The following is a 16,382-nucleotide window of genomic DNA, read 5'->3' as shown; positions in this document are numbered from 1 at the left end:
CCCCGACAGCGCGGGGGATTGCTGCCGGGGCCGGTCTCACGGAGCGGGTCCTAGTACGAGGACCCGCCCGAGCCCAGCGAACCCGTGGGGTGCCAGACGGTCTTGGTCTCCAGGAAGGCCGTCATGCGCGCCGTGCCCGGGTCCGCGCTCCAGTCGTCCACAGGCTGTGGACGCAGGACGCGCTTGAGGTTGTCCGCCGCGGCGATCTCCAGCTCCTTGGCCAGCGCCACGTCGGCGCCCGCCAGGTCGATCGCGTTGACGTCCTGGTGGGACGCCAGGTGCGGGCCCATCTCGGCGGCCTTGCCGGACAGGATGTTGACCACGCCGCCCGGCAGGTCGGAGGTGGCCAGCACCTCGCCCAGGGAGAGGGCGGGGAGCGGGGACTTCTCCGAGGTGATCACGACGGCCGTGTTGCCGGTCGCGATGACCGGGGCGATCACCGAGATCAGGCCCAGGAACGAGGAGTCCTGGGGGGCGATGACCGTGACGACGCCGGTCGGCTCCGGGGTGGAGAGGTTGAAGAACGGGCCCGCGACCGGGTTGGCCCCGCCCACGATCTGGCCGATCTTGTCGGTCCAGCCCGCGTACCAGACCCAGCGGTCGATGGCCGCGTCGACGACCGCGCCGGCCTTCGACTTGGACAGTCCTTCGGCCTCGCCGACCTCGCGGACGAACTGCTCCCGGCGGCCCTCCAGCATCTCGGCGATGCGGTAGAGGATCTGCCCGCGGTTGTACGCGGTCGCGCCCGCCCAGCCGCCGAAGGCCTTGCGCGCGGCCACGACGGCGTCACGCGCGTCCTTGCGGGAGGACAGCGGGGCGTTGGCCAGCCAGTTGCCCTTGGAGTCCGTCACTTCGTACACCCGGCCGCTCTCGGAGCGGGGGAACTTGCCCCCGACGTACAGCTTGTAGGTCTTGAAGACGTTCAGACGGGTCGTCGACTCAGACATCGAGGTAGCCCTCCAGGCCGTGGCGACCGCCCTCGCGGCCGAAGCCCGACTCCTTGTATCCGCCGAAGGGCGAGGTCGGGTCGAACTTGTTGAACGTGTTGGCCCAGACGACACCCGCGCGGAGCTTGCCCGCGACCGCGAGGATGCGGGAGCCCTTCTCCGTCCAGATGCCGGCCGACAGGCCGTACTGGCTGTTGTTGGCCTTGGCGACGGCCTCGTCGGGCGTACGGAAGGTCAGCACGGACAGCACCGGACCGAAGATCTCGTCACGGGCCACGGTGTGCGCCTGGGTGACGTTCGTGAAGAGCGTCGGGGCGAACCAGTAGCCGGCGGACGGCAGCTCGCACGCCGGGGACCAGCGCTCGGCGCCCTCGGCCTCGCCGGTCTCCGCGAGCGCGGTGATCCGGGCGAGCTGCTCGGCGGAGTTGATCGCGCCGATGTCGGTGTTCTTGTCGAGCGGGTCGCCGAGGCGCAGGGTGGACAGGCGGCGCTTGAGGCTGTCCAGCAGCTCGTCGTGGATCGACTCCTGGACCAGCAGACGGGAGCCCGCGCAGCAGACCTGGCCCTGGTTGAAGAAGATGCCGTTGACGATGCCTTCGACGGCCTGGTCGATGGGGGCGTCGTCGAAGACGATGTTGGCGCCCTTGCCGCCCAGCTCCAGGGTGACCTTCTTGTCGGTGCCGGCGACGTGGCGGGCGATCTTCTTGCCCACGGCGGTCGAGCCGGTGAAGGCGACCTTGTTGACGTCCGGGTGCTCGACGAGGGCCGCGCCCGCGTCGCCGTAACCGGTGAGGATGTTGACGACGCCCTTGGGCAGGCCCGCCTGGCGGCAGATGTCCGCGAAGAACAGCGCCGAGAGGGGGGTCGTCTCGGCCGGCTTCAGCACGACCGTGTTGCCGGTGGCGAGCGCCGGGGCGATCTTCCACGCGAGCATCAGGAGCGGGAAGTTCCACGGGATGACCTGGCCGGCCACGCCGAGGGGGCGCGGGTTCGGGCCGTAGCCCGCGTGGTCGAGCTTGTCGGCCCAGCCCGCGTAGTAGAAGAAGTGCGCGGCGACCAGCGGGAGGTCCGCGTCGCGGGTCTCCTTGATCGGCTTGCCGTTGTCCAGGGTCTCCAGGACGGCGAGCTCCCGGCTGCGCTCCTGGATGATCCGGGCGATGCGGAAGAGGTACTTGGCGCGCTCGGAGCCCGGCAGCGCGGACCACTTCTCGAAGGCCTTGCGGGCGGCCTTCACGGCGCGGTCCACGTCTGCGGCGCCCGCCTGGGCGACCTCGGCGAGGACCTCCTCGGAGGACGGCGAGACGGTCTTGAAGACCTTGCCGTCGGCGGCGTCGGTGAACTCACCGTCGATGAAGAGCCCGTAGGAGGGGGCGATGTCGACGACCGAGCGGGACTCGGGAGCCGGTGCGTACTCGAAAACAGATGCCATGGTGATCAGTCCACCGTCACGTAGTCGGGACCGGAGTAACGGCCGGTGCTCAGCTTCTGGCGCTGCATCAACAGGTCGTTGAGCAGGCTGGAGGCGCCGAAGCGGAACCAGTGGTTGCTCAGCCAGTCCTCGCCCACGGTCTCGTTGACCAGGACCAGGAACTTGATCGCGTCCTTGGTGGTCCGGATGCCGCCGGCCGGCTTCACGCCGATCTGGATTCCAGTCTGCGCCCGGAAGTCGCGTACGGCTTCGAGCATGAGCAGGGTGTTCGCCGGGGTGGCGTTGACCCCCACCTTGCCGGTCGACGTCTTGATGAAGTCGGCGCCCGCGAGCATGCCGATCCAGGAGGCGCGGCGGATGTTGTCGTAGGTCGACAGCTCGCCGGTCTCGAAGATGACCTTGAGGCGGGCCTCGCTGCCGTCGGGGCGGACGCAGGCCTCCTTGATGGCCTTGATCAGCTCGTACGTCTCCAGGTAGCGGCCGGCGAGGAAGGCGCCACGGTCGATGACCATGTCGATCTCGTCGGCGCCGGCGGCGACGGCGTCACGGGTGTCCGCGAGCTTGACGGGCAGCGCGGCGCGGCCGGCCGGGAAGGCCGTGGCGACGGAGGCGACCTTGACGTCGGCGCCGTTCAGGGCGTCCTTCGCGGTGGCCACCATGTCGGGATAGACACAGACGGCGGCCGTCATCGGGGTCGTACGGTCGGTCGGATCGGGATTGACGGCCTTGGCGGAGAGCGCCCGGACCTTGCCCGGGGTGTCCGCGCCTTCGAGCGTCGTCAGGTCGATCATCGAGATGGCCAGGTCGATGGCGTACGCCTTGGCCGTCGTCTTGATCGAACGGGTGCCGAGGGAGGCCGCGCGGGCCTCCAGGCCGACAGCGTCTACGCCGGGCAGCCCGTGCAGGAAGCGGCGCAGCGCACTGTCGGACGTCGTCACGTCAGCGAATGCGGTGAGGGTGGTGGGCATGGTCACCACATGAGCATATCTACGCGCGTAGCGACCTGTCACCCCCTCCCCCGAATCCGATCGGAATCGAGCGCCCCGCTTGTTGTTACGGCCATGACAGAAGCCTGGCCGGCGGCGGAACGGTCCGAGGTGCCGTCCGTGGTCGACGGTGACAAGATCGGCTGGTACGCCACCGCCCGGACAACACCATCCCGTACGCCGATCTCGTCGACCGGCCCGAAAGGGATCTCCAGGAGTCGTCATGCGTACCGCCGTTCGATCCGCCATCACGGCCGCCGTGATGGCGGGCGCGCTCCTCGCGCCGGCCGCGGGCCCGTACGCTGCCGCACCGCCGAAGCCGGCTTCCGTCCCCTGCGTCTCGGAGGTCGAGCAGGTCCAGGTGGGCGCGGGCGCCGTCGCCGAGCTGACGATGTCCTCGAAGGGCCCGAAGGCGGTCGTGCACGGCGTCGCCCCGATCGACACCTGGTCGGAGACGCTGGACCGGGCCCGCCCCAAGGGGTCGGACGCGTTCTTCCTGCGCATCGCGAACCCGAGCGGCGCCAAGCCGGTCTTCGAGTGGAGGACCCAGGGCGGCAGCGACGTCCCGGTCGGCAAGGCCTCCTTCCCAGCGCTGCCCAAGGGCTGCACGCTCGACTACGAGGTCGTGGAGGAGCGGTCGCGGGCGCCCGCGCCGAGCGGCTGACCTGGTACGACCCGTGGCCCAAGCCTTCGACGGGCCGTCCTCGCGACGGCTCGCCCCCGCTCCGATCTCGTGGGCTGAGACGGCGTGGGGCAGAATCGACCGCATGAGCAGCCAGCAGCCTCCCGACGAACCGGTGTACGACGACCGGGTCTACCGCTCCTCCATGTCCGTGGTCACCGGGGTGCTGCTGCTGGCACTGACCGCGTGGCTGTGCGGGGACGCGGTGGTGCGCGGTGCGGGGAACACCCCGTGGATCGCGCTGGCGGTGGCGCTGTGCGCCGTACCGCTGATCGTGGCGTTCACGATCCGCCCGGCCGTCTTCGCCAATGACGACCGGATGCGCGTACGGAACCCCTTCCGGGTCATCGAACTGCCCTGGGCGGCCGTGGACGCCGTACGCGCCGGGTACTCGGCGGAGGTGCTGGCCGAGGGGGCGAAGTACCAGCTCTGGTCGGTGCCCGTCTCGCTGAGGGAGCGCAAGCGGGCGAGCCGGCAGCAGCTCAGCCGCCGCGGCGGGCTCACCGGGCGCGGGCTGAGCGCCCCCGACGAGAACACCGCGGGCCCGGCCACCCCCGCCGCCCCGCAGCGGGCCAAGGCCGACCAGGTCGTGGACGAGCTACGGGAACTGGCGGAGCGCGGTGCCGCGCGGGCCGGCGCTCAGGGTTCCGTGCGGGTGCACTGGTCGTACGAGGTCATCGCGCCGGCCGTGGCCGGAGCGGTGCTGCTGATCGTGCTGCTCGCCATCAGCTGATCCCGCGACGGCGGCGGCCGTGGCCTCGCAGCCCACCTCGATGTCGGCGCCGGCTTCGCCGTCACAGTCGTCCGTACCGGTCCCGCCGATGAGCGTGTCGTTGGCCGGTCCGCCGCGCAGGAAGTCGTCGCCCGATCCGCCGAGGACCTTGTCCCTGCCCCCGGGGCCCGGGCTTCCGCCCTGGCTGTTGTAGTTGTCGGCGTAGACCCTGTCATTGCCGCTTCGGCCGTCGATCACGTCGTCGCCCGCGGTCGCTCCCGTCGGGTCGCCGAAGAAGCTGTCCCCGATGATCTCCTCGTTGAACTCCTCGGGCCCGGTACCGCCCGTGATCACGTCGTTCCCGGAGCCGATGGCCTTGCCGTAGAACGTCGCGTGATCGCCGCCTGCGCCAAAGCCCCCGTCGTCGCCCAGATTGATGTAGTCGTCACCACCCGCGCCGATCACGTCCCCGAAGACCGACTCACTGTCGCCGACCACGTAGCCGCCGTTTCCCGGCCCTTCGAGGAGGATGTCGTCCGCGGCGCCCGTCGCCCCGTAGAAGCCGACCGCGTCTCCGGTGATCACGTCACTGCCACCACCGCCCTCGATGCGGTCGGGGGCGGCCCCGGTCGCATAGTCGGCCAGGCTGTCACCGGTGATCTGGTCGGTCTCGTCCCCGCCGTAGATCAGGTCGGACGACGCGCCTTCCGCGTAGCCCTGGACGACCGCGTGGTCGCCGATGATGACGTCGAAATCGGGGCCTCCGTACAGCCGGTCGCGGCCCGTGGCGGTCTTGAGGGGCTGCTCCTGGGGGGCCGTGAAGGCCCGGTCGTCCCCGACGAGCCCGTCTTCACCGGCGCCTCCGTCGAGCCGGTCGTCGCCGGGTCCACCGGACAGGCGGTCGTCGCCGGCGCCACCGGTCAGGGTGTCGTCGCCGCCGAGGCCGCAGATCCTGTCGTTGCCGCCCCCGCCGTCGATGACGTCGCGGCCGGGGGTGCCGATGATGACGTCGTTGCCGGGGGTGCCCACCGTGGTCGTCGCGACGGCGTCGAAGCAGGTGGGCGGGTCATCGGCGGCCTCGGCCGTGCCGAGGCCGACCAAGGCCGCGACCAGCACCTGCGTACTGACCGTCGCCACGATCATGCGGACGGCTCTGCGATCTCGGAGCATGGATGTTCCCCTTCCAGGAGTGTCGCGATCACTGTGCGTGATCCCCTGCGGCGCCCGGACAGGGCTCGTCGTCGACTGCGGGGATTTCATCCGATCGGATTCTCATACGTTCCTCATCGAGCCCGCCCGACCGGCGGAACCGGCGCCGCCGGATGGCGCGTCCTCGCAGGTGTGCAGCGCAATGAGGCCGGCGAAAGCACCGGCACCGCCCCCGCCGTCCCCCTTCGGCTCCGGCTCCTGGCCGGGGCCCTGCTGGCCGCCCATCTCCTGGTCGTGGGCTGGCTGACCCTCCGCCCGCTCGACGTGCCGTGGGCTGCGGCCCCCAATCTCTCCCCGCTGGAGGGGATCGGGGCGGACTTCGCCACCGGCCCCCTGGAAGGGCTCCGGCGGCTCGGGGAGGGCCTGGTCCTGCTGGCCCCGCTCGGGGTGCTGCTGCCGCTGGTCAGCGGGCAGCTCGCGCCGTCGGCACTGTCGGCATGGTCCTCGCTGGCCCGGACCGCCGCCGCGGGCGCGCTGGTCTCGGTGAGCATCGAGATGCTCCAGACCGCCGTCCCCGGGCAGGTCGTCGACGTGGACTCGGTGCTGCTGAACACCCTCGGCGTGCTGCTCGCGCACGTGGCCGTCGTACCGGCGCTGCGGGCGCGACTGCGCCGCTCACACGCCGCTTATCAGGGGGCGACCCCGAAAATTACCAGGGTCGGGCTCGGCCCCTGGACCGACGTCCTGTCGGCGGTTCCCCGGGAGTATTGAGGCATCGCAAGAACGCAAGAAAAAGCGATCCCGACGAAGGAGAACCCATGAGCGCCCTTGTCCGCCCCCGTGACGGCCGAATGATCGGCGGAGTGTGCGCCGGGCTGGCGCGCCGCTTCGGAATGTCGGCAAACACGATGCGCGTCATATTCGTCGCCTCCTGCCTGCTGCCCGGCCCGCAGTTCCTGATCTACCTGGCGCTGTGGCTGCTCCTGCCGAACGAGAAGTCCGCTTCCACCGCCTGGTGACGAACCGGGCACGGGGGGAGGAGGTCAGGCGGCCCGCTTGACCTTTTCCATCTGCTTGTCGGCCACTTCCTGCGGCACCCGCGCCTGCTGCTGGGCCGACGCCACATTGAGGGCCATCAGCCGGACGATGGTGTCGCCCTCGCGTACGACGACCAGGTGGACCTGCGCCGAGACGCCCTGGCCGGCCGCGGTCGTGGTCCAGCTGACGCTCTCGTCGCCGGTCGTGCGGTACTCGGCGGCCCGTACGTCGCGGTAGCCGGCTGTCTGCTTCTCGACGGTGGCGGAGAATCCCGTACCGCAGGCGGCCACGGCGGCCTTGAGCCGGGAGATCAGCGCCTTGGCGTCGCTCTCGGCGTACGAGCTGACGGAGGCGGAGACGGCCAGTCCGACCTGCTTCTGGGAGCCGATGCCCCGGTTGACGGTCTCGCGCGCGGCCGGGTCCGGCTTGTCGCCCATGATGTCGGCCAGCGGCTGGCAGGCCTTCTTGTCTGCCTGCGGCTGGCCGTCCGGGGCGTTCGGGTTCTTTCCCTGGGCGGAGATCTGGTAGCCGGCCAGATCGCCCTGCTCCAGCGCGGACCGCTCCAGCCCGCTCCCACCGGTCTTCGGCGTGGCCGAGCCCGCCGGGGCGGAGGCGGAGGTCGAGGCCGCGGGCGTGCCCGGGGACCCCTTCGGGTCCGGGCCCTTGCCGGTGGCGGGGGTGTCCGTACTGGTGCAACCCATCGCCGCGAACAGCAGGACGGGGACCAGCGCGACCATCGTCGCTCGTGCCTTCATGCGCATGACCGAGACCTCATACCCCGTGCGTCGGTGGGCAGTTGGCGATGATCGTGGCATACGACGCGACGTGGCGCCCACCCGGTCGAAAGGGTGTGCGCCACGTGTTCGCGCGTACGGATCAGGAGCCGAGACCGCTGAGCGGCAGACCGCCGACCAGGCCGGTCACCGGGGCGAGCGCGGCGGCCGGGTCGCTCGACTCGCCTTCCTGGGCGCCCATGTGCTGCTGGCTGGTCAGGCCCTGGACCGCGGTGGTGGCGGTGCCCAGCGTGTCGGTGAGACCGACGGCCGGAACGGCGGCCGAGGCGGTGCCGGCGGCGACAGCGGCGAAGGCGGCACCGAGGGCGGCGACACCGAGGGTCTTGGCAGACTTCTTCATGAAGGATCGTCCTTGCGACGGGGAATTGAGCGGCTCCGCAAACTAGTCACTTCAAACCCTGGCCCGCAAACATCATCAAATACGAGAAAGCGCCCGGGAATTGCCCCTCCCGGGCGCTTTCAGTACGTCACGCCATGGCCTAGACCGAGACGGAACCGCTGGTGGAGGCGGTCTGCTGGAAGAGCCACTCGGACTTCAGCTCCGCGTACCCCGGCTTGATCACTTCGTTGATCATGGCCAGTCGTTCATCGAAAGGAATGAACGCCGACTTCATCGCATTGACGGTGAACCACTGCATGTCGTCCAGCGAATAGCCGAAGGTGTCGACCAGGTGCTCGAACTCGCGGCTCATGCTGGTGCCGCTCATCAGGCGGTTGTCGGTGTTGACCGTGAGCCTGAAGTGCAGCTTCCGCAGCAGACCGATCGGGTGCTCGGCGTACGAGGCGGCCGCGGCCGTCTGCAGGTTCGAGGTCGGGCACATCTCCAGGGGGATGCGCTTGTCCCGGACGTACGAGGCCAGCCGGCCCAGCGTCACGGAGCCGTCGTCGGCGACCTCGATGTCGTCGATGATCCGCACGCCGTGACCGAGGCGGTCGGCGCCGCACCACTGCAGGGCCTGCCAGATCGACGGCAGGCCGAAGGCCTCGCCCGCGTGGATGGTGAAGTGGTTGTTCTCGCGCTTGAGGTACTCGAAGGCGTCGAGGTGGCGGGTGGGAGGGAACCCGGCCTCGGCGCCGGCGATGTCGAAGCCGACCACGCCGTTGTCGCGGTAGCGGTTGGCCAGCTCCGCGATCTCCAGCGCGCGGGCGGCGTGGCGCATCGCGGTCAGCAGGGCGCCGACGCGGATGCGGTGGCCGTTGGCCTTCGCGCGGCGCTCGCCCTCGCGGAAGCCCTCGTTCACGGCCTCCACGACCTCTTCGAGGGTCAGCCCCTGCTCCAGGTGCTGCTCGGGGGCGTAGCGGATCTCGGCGTACACGACGCCGTCCTCGGCCAGGTCCTCGGCGCATTCCGCGGCGACCCGGTACAGGGCCGCCTTGGTCTGCATGACCGCGCAGGTGTGCGCGAAGGTCTCCAGGTAACGCGGCAGGGAGCCGGAGTCGGCGGCTTCGCGGAACCAGATGCCGAGCTTGTCGGCGTCGGTCTCGGGAAGGTTCTCGTAACCGACCTCGTGGGCCAGCTCGATGATGGTCCCGGGGCGCAGTCCACCGTCGAGGTGATCGTGCAGGAGCACCTTCGGGGAGCGGCGGATCTGATCCGGGGTCGGCAGGGTAGGGGTCTCGCTCGTCATCTGGGCACTCTAGCTCCTACGCGCGTAGAGCGGGGTGCCGACGGGGGCCGCCGATATGTAACAGTGACCGCGCGGACGGATGGCGTACACCTCCGGGTCTGAGACTGTTCCGCCATGGCACAGCATGCGCCGCCGGCGCGCGGGGTCCGCCTGGGGCGGGCGGCCGGCGCGAACGGCTCGGTATCGACGGTCAGTGGTGTGGTGCTCCTGCTCCCCGGGGCGTCCAGGTTCTCCCCCGGCCCGCTGCGCCCGCTCGCGCGGGCGCTGGCCCGGGCGGGCGCGGCGGACGGGCTGGTGGCGCACACCGTCGTGCACGGCGGCGGGGCCGCCCGGGAGGAGCAGGCGCGGTGGGCCGCGGACGAGGTGGGGCGACGGTACGGGGACGTGCCGGTGTGCCTGGCCGGATACGACGCGGGGGGCCTGGCCGCGCTGCGGGCGGCGGGGCACGAGGCCGTCAACTCCGTTCTGGCGATGGCCCCTTCGTTAGGGGAAACGGCCGCCGGCGACTCCCCTGAACCGGTGAAACAGCTGTCGGGCCGGCAGGTGTTGATCGTGCACGGCACCAACGACCCGCGCAGCGACCCGGAGAGCTCGTTCCGGCTGGCGGCGCGAGCGAAGAAGGCGAATCGTTCTACCTGCCGGTTCGAAGTGCATTCGGACGGTCACGGACTGCGCGAGCACCGGGCGGAAGTGGTGGCACTGGCCGTGGACTTCGTCCTGGGCGCCCTGGGTTCCGGCCGGTACTCGCGGCCGGTGACGGACGCCCTCGCCGCTCCCCCGCCGCTGGGCCTGCGGATGCCGCTGGCCTCCGGCTTCGGGCGGTCGCTGCGGGGGTGAGCCGGGCGTCCCGGGCGTACCGTGAGGAATGGACTCGGGGTGATCGTCTCCCGGAGGGATGAGCCATGGCCGGAATGGTGCGCAGGAGCTTCGACAGCCCTGACGAGACACGGCCCTTCGTGGACAAGGGCAGGCTGGACCTGATCAACGCGGACGGCGGCCCCGTCGGGCGTGCGGTGTTCGAGCCGGGCTGGAAGTGGTCGGAGCACATCAAGCCGCTGGCCGGCACGGAGAGCTGCCAGTCCGCTCACACGGGATACGTGGTGAGCGGCCGCATGGTGGTCGTCATGGACGACGGCGAGCAGCAGGAGTACGGCCCCGGCGACTTCATGCAGGTGGCGCCCGGTCATGACGCCTGGGTCGTGGGCGACGAGCCCGCCGTCGCCGTGGACTGGACGGGCTTCGGGAACTACGCGAAGGCCCAGTAGGGCTGACCCGGCCGGCCTCGGGGAAGGGCGCCGGTGGTCGCGCCGGTCCGTCCGTACCCGCCGCTCCGCCCCCTCACGGTCGGATGGCACCGATGGAACCGGCGCGACCACCACGGTGTGCGCACCAGGACGGCCAGGGCCCCCGCCCCCGTCGGCTGTCCGCCGCTGCCGCGTACCGCGCTCCCCCCTCGCGCCGTCCTGCCACTGTGCCTCTTCGGCATATGCCGAATGCCTCGGAGGAGGGGTCGTCTTGCCGCCTTGCGGGAACACGAGGGGTTTACAGATCGACCCATACAGGGACGAATGTGGGCATGCCGACCGATGGAACCGGAGAGCCGGGGGAAGCCGGGGAACTGAGCCCCGCCGCCCGGCGGCTGTACGCGTACGCGGTCGAGCGGCACGCCTTTGACGCGGGGGAGGCGACGGAGGCGCTGGGCGTGCGCGCGGCCACCGCGATCACCGAGCTGGCCGCCGCGCACCTGCTCCAGCGGGCCCCGGGCTGCGGCCCCGAGCGGTGGAGCGCGGTCGCGCCCCGGGCGGCGGCGGCCCGGGCCCTGGCCCCGCTGACCCTGCTCGTACGGGAGACCCACGACGAGATGGACCGGCTGCGCGGACGGCTGGAGGCGCTGGTGCCCGCGTACGAGGCGGGGACCGCGCACCGGGACCTGAGCGCCTCGGGACGCCTGGAACTGGTCACGGACCTCGGGGCGGTACGGGGGCTGATCACGGAGCTGGTCGCGGCGTGCGAGCGCGAACTGCTGACCTCGCAGCCGGGGGGCGGCCGGCCGCTGGAGACGCTGGAGGAGGCGATCGGGCGGGACGAGTCGCTGCTGGCGCGCGGGGTCCGGATGCGGACGATCTACCAGCACACGGCCCGCTACTCGCGCCCCACGGCGGCGTACGTGGAGCGGGTGACGGCGCTGGGCGCGCAGGTGCGGACGCTGGGCGACGGGCTGATGCGGATGCTGGTCTTCGACGACCACACGGGCCTGATGGCGGTCCCGGACCGGACCGGGGCGGCGCTGGTGGTGCGGGAGCCGAACGTCGTGCACTTCATGACGGCGGCGTTCGAGCGGTCCTGGCTGGGGGCGGAGCCGTTCCCGAGCTCGGTGAGCCCGGAGGCGGCGCGGTCCATCTCGGACGAGCTGCGGCAGACGATCGTACGGCTGTTGTCGGAGGGGCTGGAGGACAAGGTGATCGCGCGGCGGTTGGGGATGTCCGAGCGGACGTGTCAGCGGCACATCGCGGAGATCATGCGGGCCGTCGGGGCCAAGTCGCGCTTCCAGGCGGGGTACTTGCTGGGGCCGCCGGCCGCCCCGGCTGCGCCGGACGCATCCGGGGCGCCTGAGGCTTGAGCCGGGCTTCGCCCGGACCCGGGGCTCCGCCCCAGACCCTGCGCCTCAAACGCCGGCGAGGCTGAATTCGCTACAGCTCGGGGATCAGCGCGCCCCGGCGGGAGAGCAGGAAGCGCTTGAACTCCGCCACCGGCGGGGTGTCCGGATGGCCGTCCAGCCAGGCGACGCCGATTTCGCGGACCGCGCGCGGGGCGGTGACCGTCAGTTCGACCACGCCGGGACGGGCCACGGCCGGCGGGGGCAGCAGGGCCACGCCCAGGCCGGCGGCGACCAGGCCGCGCAGGGTTTCGGCCTCCTCGCCCTCGAAGGCGACCCGGGGGGTGAAGCCGGCCTCCGCACACAGGTCGTCGGTGATGCGGCGCAGGCCGTAGCCCGCTTCCAGGGTGACGAAGGTTTCCTCGGCGGCCTCGGCGAGCCGGATGCGCTTGCGGCCGGCGAGCCGGTGGTCGTCGGGGACGACCAGGCGCAGGCGCTGTTCGTCGAGGCGGCGGGCGACGAGGTCGGGGGCGTCGGGCAGCGGCGAGGTGAGGCAGAGGTCGAGTTCGCCGGAGCGGAGCTTCTCCAGCATGGCCTCGCCGTAGTTCTGGACGAGGGAGAAGCGCACGCGCGGGTGGTCGGCGCGGAAGGCGCGGATGAGGCCGGGTACGGTCTCGGGGCCGAGGGTGTGCAGGAAGCCGAAGGCGACCTTGCCGAAGGCCGGGTCGGCGTCCTGCTGGACGGATTCGGCGGCGCGGGCGATGCCGTCGAGGGCCTGTTCGGCGGAGGCCAGGAAGGTGCGGCCGGCCGTGGTGAGGGCGACGGTGCGGCCCTTGCGGGCGAACAGCGTGACGCCCAGGTCCTCTTCGAGGCGGACCATCGCCCGGGAGAGGGTGGACTGCGGGACGCCCAACTCGTGCGCGGCGCGCGTGACGTGCTCGTGCCGGGCGACGGCCGCGAAGTACGCGAGGCGCGGGGCCAGCAGACGTGTCACGGACAAGTCTTCTTCGTAACGGTTCATAGACAGGCGCCGCCCTGAGCTGTGCTGATGCGTGAGTGGATTGATTATCGCGATTTCGTGCATTGGACGCATCAAAAAGACGGGCCTACGGTTTTCCCATGCCTCCCGCTCATACCGGGGCACCTGTCACCACGGGTGCCTCCACCCCGTCGTCCCCGGCCCGCCTGGATCACACCCGCGAACCCCACTCCCCCGGCCGCCCCGGCTACCGCCGGATGAGCCTCGCGCTCTTCGCCGCCGGACTCGCGACGTTCGCCCTCCTCTACTCCACCCAGGCACTGCTGCCCGCGATCTCCACCGGCTTCGGCGTGACGGCGGGTCAGGCCAGCTGGACGGTGTCCGCGGCCACCGGCGCGCTCGCGCTGTTCGTACTGCCGCTCAGCGCGCTGTCCGAGCGCTTCGGGCGGACCCGGATGATGACCTGCTCCATGGTGGTGGCCGTGGGCGTCGCGCTGCTGATCCCGCTCGCCCCGAGCCTGGAGTGGCTGATCGCACTGCGCGCCGTCCAGGGCGCGGCGATCGCCGGGATTCCGGCCTCCGCGATGGCGTACCTGGCGGAGGAGGTCAAGCCGAAGGCGCTCGTCGCCGCGATCGGCCTGTTCGTGGCGGGCAATTCCATCGGCGGCATGAGCGGCCGCCTCGTCACCGGCTGGGCCGCGCAGCTGTGGGGCTGGCGGGCCGGGCTGGGGGCCGTGGCGCTGATGTCGCTGGCCTGTGCGGTGGCGTTCCTGGTGCTGCTGCCCCGGGCGCGGTTCTTCCGGCCGGCGTCGCTGAACCCGCGCGCGGTGGGCCGTACCGTCGCCGGTCACCTGCGCGATCCGCTGCTGCTGCGGCTGTACGGGATCGGCGCGCTGTTCATGACCGTGTTCGGCGCGGTGTACACCGTCATCGGCTACCGCCTCGTCGAGGAGCCGTTCTCCCTCGGGCAGGGCGTGGTCGGGTCGATCTTCCTGATCTACCTGGTCGGTACGGTCTCCTCGGCGGCCGCCGGTCAGCTGGTGGCCCGGACGGGGCGGCGCGGTGCGCTGTACCTGGCGGTGACCACCACGGCGCTGGGGCTGCTGCTGTCGCTGTCCGAGTCGCTCGTCGCGATCCTGGTCGGGCTGGTCCTGATCACGGCGGGCTTCTTCGCGGGGCACGCGGTGGCCTCCTCGGCCGTGAGCCGGACGGCGAAGACGGGCCGGGCGCAGGCCTCCGCGCTCTACCAGTCGGCGTACTACCTGGGCTCCAGCGCGGGCGGCACCCTGGGCGCCCTCGCCTACCACTCGGCGGGCTGGGCGGCGACCGTGGGCATCGCACTGCTGGCCGTGCTCGGCGTCGTGTCGATCACCCTGTACGGGTCGCACGCGGCCCGTGCGGAGCGGCGGATGCCGGCGGCCGGGGCCGCGGCGGCCGCGCGCTGAGGACGCGCCCGACGGGCATGTCGGCCGTTCGGGCTGCCGTTGTCGGACCCCTCCGGTAGTTTCCGAAGTATCGGAGCTATCTGGGGGAAGGCCATCATGAGCGAGCTCGCGACGACACCGCAGGACCTCGATCTCGACGCGGCGATGGACCGGTACCGGGTCGAACTCACCGGCTACTGCTACCGGATGCTCGGCTCCTCCTTCGACGCCGAGGACGCCGTGCAGGACGCGTACATCCGTGCCTGGCGCAGCTACGAGAAGTTCGAGGGCCGGTCCTCGCTGCGGTCGTGGCTGTACCGGATCGCCACGAACGTGTGCCTGGACCTGCTGAAGGCAGGGGGCAAGCGGGCTCGCCCGATGGACCTCACCGCCCCGCAGCACCAGGCCTCCGCCGTGCTGAACGAGCGGTCCGAGGTGACCTGGCTGGAGCCGGTCCCGGACGGGCGGGTGCTGCCGCAGACCGCCGACCCGGCGGAGATGGCCCTCGCCAAGGAATCGGTGCGGTTGGCGTTCGTCGCGGCGCTGCAGCACCTGCCGGCGAAGCAGCGCGCCGTACTGATCCTGCGCGAGGTGCTGGCCTGGAAGGCGGACGAGGTCGCGGAGCTGCTGGAGACGACGGTGGCGTCGGTGAACAGCGCCCTACAGCGGGCGCGGGCCACCATGGCCGGCAGCCGGGTCCGCGAGACCGAATCCGCCGACCCGCTCGACGCGGACCAGGCGAAGCTGTTGGAGCAGTACCTGTCGGCCTTCGAGGCCTACGACATCACGCGGCTCGCCACCCTGCTCCACGAGGACGCGGTGCTCTCGATGCCGCCGTACGACCTGTGGATCCAGGGAATCCCGGACATCGCCGCCTGGCACCTGAACCAGGGCATAGGGTGCCAGGGCTCCCGCCTGATCCCGACGACGGCGAACGGCATGCCGGCCTTCGGCCAGTACCGGCCCCGGGAGGACGGCACGCCGGGTCACGTGCCGTGGGCGCTCCAGGTCCTGGAGGTCTCAGACGGCAAGATCGTCGGGCTCAACGCCTTCCTGGACACCGCCCGGTGGTTCCCGCTGTTCGGGCTCCCCGAGCAGCTCGACGAGGCCCACGAGGTCCAGTAGCGCGCGGTAGGCGGGGCCGACGCCGGTGACGGTGAGGGCCCCGCCGTGGCGGCGGGCGGTCAGCCGGAGCCTGGCCAGGACCTCCACGGCGGCCAGACCGGGCGCGGTGACGGCGCCGGCGTCGCATTCCACCGCCGTCGCCCCGTCCTCGTACAGCAGGGCCAGGCGGGCGCACAGCCGCGCGGTGTCCTGTGCGGTCGGGGCGGGTCCGGGCAGCACGAGTCGTCTGATCGTCACGTCGGGGTGACTCCCCGGCCTGCCGGATCTCATCGGCGGGCCCGCAGAATGGCCGGATGAAGCCTGCCTACTGGGACCCGGTGCCCTACGCCCGCCGGCTCGTTGCGCCCCGGACCCCTCGCTTTCCGGTGTTCAGCGGGGTCTGGGCCGAGCGGAACTGGCGCAACGTCCCCGGCCCCTTCTACGGGGCGGACACCGACTGCATGGAACTGGGACGGTGCGAGGCTCCGCGTCACGTCGCCTACGACGGCGACCACGAGTTCGTCTACCGCCAGCCGGTCAACGCCTTCGAGACCGAGGCCCTGGTGAGCGCCGCCCGGGTGGAGCTGTACCTCGGCTACGGCTGGGACGGCGAAGACCACTGGACCGTCGAAGCGGTCCGCGACTGGTGGCGGGACCGGCGGCGCGTCCGTGAATGGGCCTTGGCCGCCGCCGCCGAGCGGGACGCCGAAGACCCCGCATACTTCGTGCACCACCACGACGCCGGACAGGGCCTGCGTGACTTCGTCGCGTACATCGACGACGGCCTGGAGGCTTACCTGCGCGGCTACCTGTTCTGGCTGGAGCAGCGGCGCGAGCCGGGGCACGGCGAGGCCCTGCCGGGCCTGTGAAAAAACGTCGGGGGGGGTCCCGGCGGGGGGCCGGGGCGGCGGGCG

General features: G+C 71.6%; 18 protein-coding genes and 1 pseudogene. 10 read left to right on the top strand and 9 right to left on the bottom strand.

The annotated features are described in order from the left end of the window. Positions 1-50: 50 nt before the first annotated feature. Genes ACFV9H_RS25345 through deoC form a run of 3 tightly spaced genes read right to left on the bottom strand, consistent with a single transcriptional unit; the run spans position 51 to position 3,344 of the window. Complete coding sequence (locus ACFV9H_RS25345) at positions 51-947, bottom strand: aldehyde dehydrogenase family protein (RefSeq protein WP_385402155.1); 897 nt, start codon at positions 945-947, stop codon at positions 51-53. Then, positions 940-2,376, bottom strand: a complete 1,437-nt coding sequence (locus ACFV9H_RS25340) for an aldehyde dehydrogenase family protein (protein WP_385402153.1) — start codon at positions 2,374-2,376, stop codon at positions 940-942. Before ACFV9H_RS25340 ends, ACFV9H_RS25345 begins: the two co-directional genes overlap by 8 nt. A gap of 5 nt (positions 2,377-2,381) precedes the next feature. Then, positions 2,382-3,344, bottom strand: a complete 963-nt coding sequence (gene deoC, locus ACFV9H_RS25335; RefSeq protein ID WP_385402182.1) for a deoxyribose-phosphate aldolase — start codon at positions 3,342-3,344, stop codon at positions 2,382-2,384. Positions 3,345-3,585: 241 nt separating this feature from the next. Here deoC and ACFV9H_RS25330 point away from each other — a divergent pair, with 241 nt between their 5' ends. Beyond that, entirely contained in the window at positions 3,586-4,026 is a 441-nt protein-coding gene (locus ACFV9H_RS25330) for a hypothetical protein (protein WP_385402150.1), read from the top strand. 103 nt (positions 4,027-4,129) lie between these two features. Continuing rightward, a complete protein-coding gene (locus ACFV9H_RS25325) occupies positions 4,130-4,777 on the top strand; it encodes a PH domain-containing protein (protein ID WP_385402148.1) in 648 nt (215 codons plus the stop codon). Positions 4,778-4,828: 51 nt separating this feature from the next. Here ACFV9H_RS25325 and ACFV9H_RS25320 read toward each other — a convergent pair. Further along, positions 4,829-5,899 (bottom strand): annotated as a pseudogene (locus tag ACFV9H_RS25320) (calcium-binding protein); the annotation flags it as partial. Between the two features lie 198 nt (positions 5,900-6,097). On the opposite strand from ACFV9H_RS25320, the gene ACFV9H_RS25315 reads away from it, so the two are divergent. Both ACFV9H_RS25315 and ACFV9H_RS25310 read left to right on the top strand, forming a co-directional pair. Then, the gene (locus ACFV9H_RS25315; RefSeq protein ID WP_385402146.1) at positions 6,098-6,676 is read left to right on the top strand and encodes a VanZ family protein; all 579 of its coding nucleotides are present in this window, start codon (positions 6,098-6,100) and stop codon (positions 6,674-6,676) included. A gap of 47 nt (positions 6,677-6,723) precedes the next feature. Then, positions 6,724-6,924: a PspC domain-containing protein gene (locus ACFV9H_RS25310; protein ID WP_385402144.1), complete on the top strand. Its 201-nt coding sequence runs from the start codon at positions 6,724-6,726 to the stop codon at positions 6,922-6,924. A 24-nt stretch (positions 6,925-6,948) separates the two neighbouring features. Here ACFV9H_RS25310 and ACFV9H_RS25305 read toward each other — a convergent pair whose 3' ends face one another. From ACFV9H_RS25305 to ACFV9H_RS25295, 3 genes are all read right to left on the bottom strand, one after another. Continuing rightward, entirely contained in the window at positions 6,949-7,704 is a 756-nt protein-coding gene (locus tag ACFV9H_RS25305) for a hypothetical protein (RefSeq protein WP_385402142.1), read from the bottom strand. Between the two features lie 115 nt (positions 7,705-7,819). Further along, on the bottom strand, positions 7,820-8,077 hold the full coding sequence (locus ACFV9H_RS25300) for a hypothetical protein (RefSeq protein WP_385402139.1): 258 nt from the start codon (positions 8,075-8,077) through the stop codon (positions 7,820-7,822). Positions 8,078-8,216: 139 nt separating this feature from the next. Continuing rightward, on the bottom strand, positions 8,217-9,365 hold the full coding sequence (locus ACFV9H_RS25295) for an adenosine deaminase (protein WP_385402137.1): 1,149 nt from the start codon (positions 9,363-9,365) through the stop codon (positions 8,217-8,219). A 114-nt stretch (positions 9,366-9,479) separates the two neighbouring features. Between ACFV9H_RS25295 and ACFV9H_RS25290 the strand changes: the two genes are divergently transcribed. From ACFV9H_RS25290 to ACFV9H_RS25280, 3 genes are all read left to right on the top strand, one after another. After that, positions 9,480-10,202, top strand: a complete 723-nt coding sequence (locus ACFV9H_RS25290) for a prolyl oligopeptidase family serine peptidase (protein ID WP_385402134.1) — start codon at positions 9,480-9,482, stop codon at positions 10,200-10,202. A 65-nt stretch (positions 10,203-10,267) separates the two neighbouring features. Continuing rightward, on the top strand, positions 10,268-10,630 hold the full coding sequence (locus ACFV9H_RS25285; protein ID WP_385402132.1) for a cupin domain-containing protein: 363 nt from the start codon (positions 10,268-10,270) through the stop codon (positions 10,628-10,630). Positions 10,631-10,941: 311 nt separating this feature from the next. Beyond that, the gene (locus ACFV9H_RS25280) at positions 10,942-11,985 is read left to right on the top strand and encodes a LuxR C-terminal-related transcriptional regulator (protein WP_385402129.1); all 1,044 of its coding nucleotides are present in this window, start codon (positions 10,942-10,944) and stop codon (positions 11,983-11,985) included. Positions 11,986-12,055: 70 nt separating this feature from the next. On the opposite strand, the gene ACFV9H_RS25275 is transcribed toward ACFV9H_RS25280, so the two are convergent. Beyond that, positions 12,056-12,982: a LysR family transcriptional regulator gene (locus ACFV9H_RS25275; RefSeq protein ID WP_385402126.1), complete on the bottom strand. Its 927-nt coding sequence runs from the start codon at positions 12,980-12,982 to the stop codon at positions 12,056-12,058. 98 nt (positions 12,983-13,080) lie between these two features. Here ACFV9H_RS25275 and ACFV9H_RS25270 point away from each other — a divergent pair, with 98 nt between their 5' ends. Together ACFV9H_RS25270 and ACFV9H_RS25265 are read left to right on the top strand one after the other, a co-directional pair. After that, the gene (locus ACFV9H_RS25270) at positions 13,081-14,385 is read left to right on the top strand and encodes an MFS transporter (RefSeq protein ID WP_385402124.1); all 1,305 of its coding nucleotides are present in this window, start codon (positions 13,081-13,083) and stop codon (positions 14,383-14,385) included. Between the two features lie 96 nt (positions 14,386-14,481). Then, on the top strand, positions 14,482-15,489 hold the full coding sequence (locus ACFV9H_RS25265; RefSeq protein ID WP_385402122.1) for a sigma-70 family RNA polymerase sigma factor: 1,008 nt from the start codon (positions 14,482-14,484) through the stop codon (positions 15,487-15,489). Here ACFV9H_RS25265 and ACFV9H_RS25260 read toward each other — a convergent pair. Next, positions 15,385-15,726, bottom strand: a complete 342-nt coding sequence (locus ACFV9H_RS25260) for an STAS domain-containing protein (RefSeq protein WP_385402120.1) — start codon at positions 15,724-15,726, stop codon at positions 15,385-15,387. The genes ACFV9H_RS25265 and ACFV9H_RS25260 overlap by 105 nt on opposite strands. A 56-nt stretch (positions 15,727-15,782) precedes the next feature. Here ACFV9H_RS25260 and ACFV9H_RS25255 point away from each other — a divergent pair, with 56 nt between their 5' ends. After that, on the top strand, positions 15,783-16,337 hold the full coding sequence (locus ACFV9H_RS25255; RefSeq protein ID WP_385402117.1) for a ferredoxin: 555 nt from the start codon (positions 15,783-15,785) through the stop codon (positions 16,335-16,337). The last annotated feature ends 45 nt before the right edge of the window (positions 16,338-16,382 follow it).

Source organism: Streptomyces sp. NPDC059874 (assembly GCF_042731135.1).
Classification (GTDB): domain Bacteria; phylum Actinomycetota; class Actinomycetes; order Streptomycetales; family Streptomycetaceae; genus Streptomyces.
The sequence above is the reverse complement of the archived record's forward strand: the minus strand, read 5'-3'. Positions and strand labels throughout refer to the sequence as shown.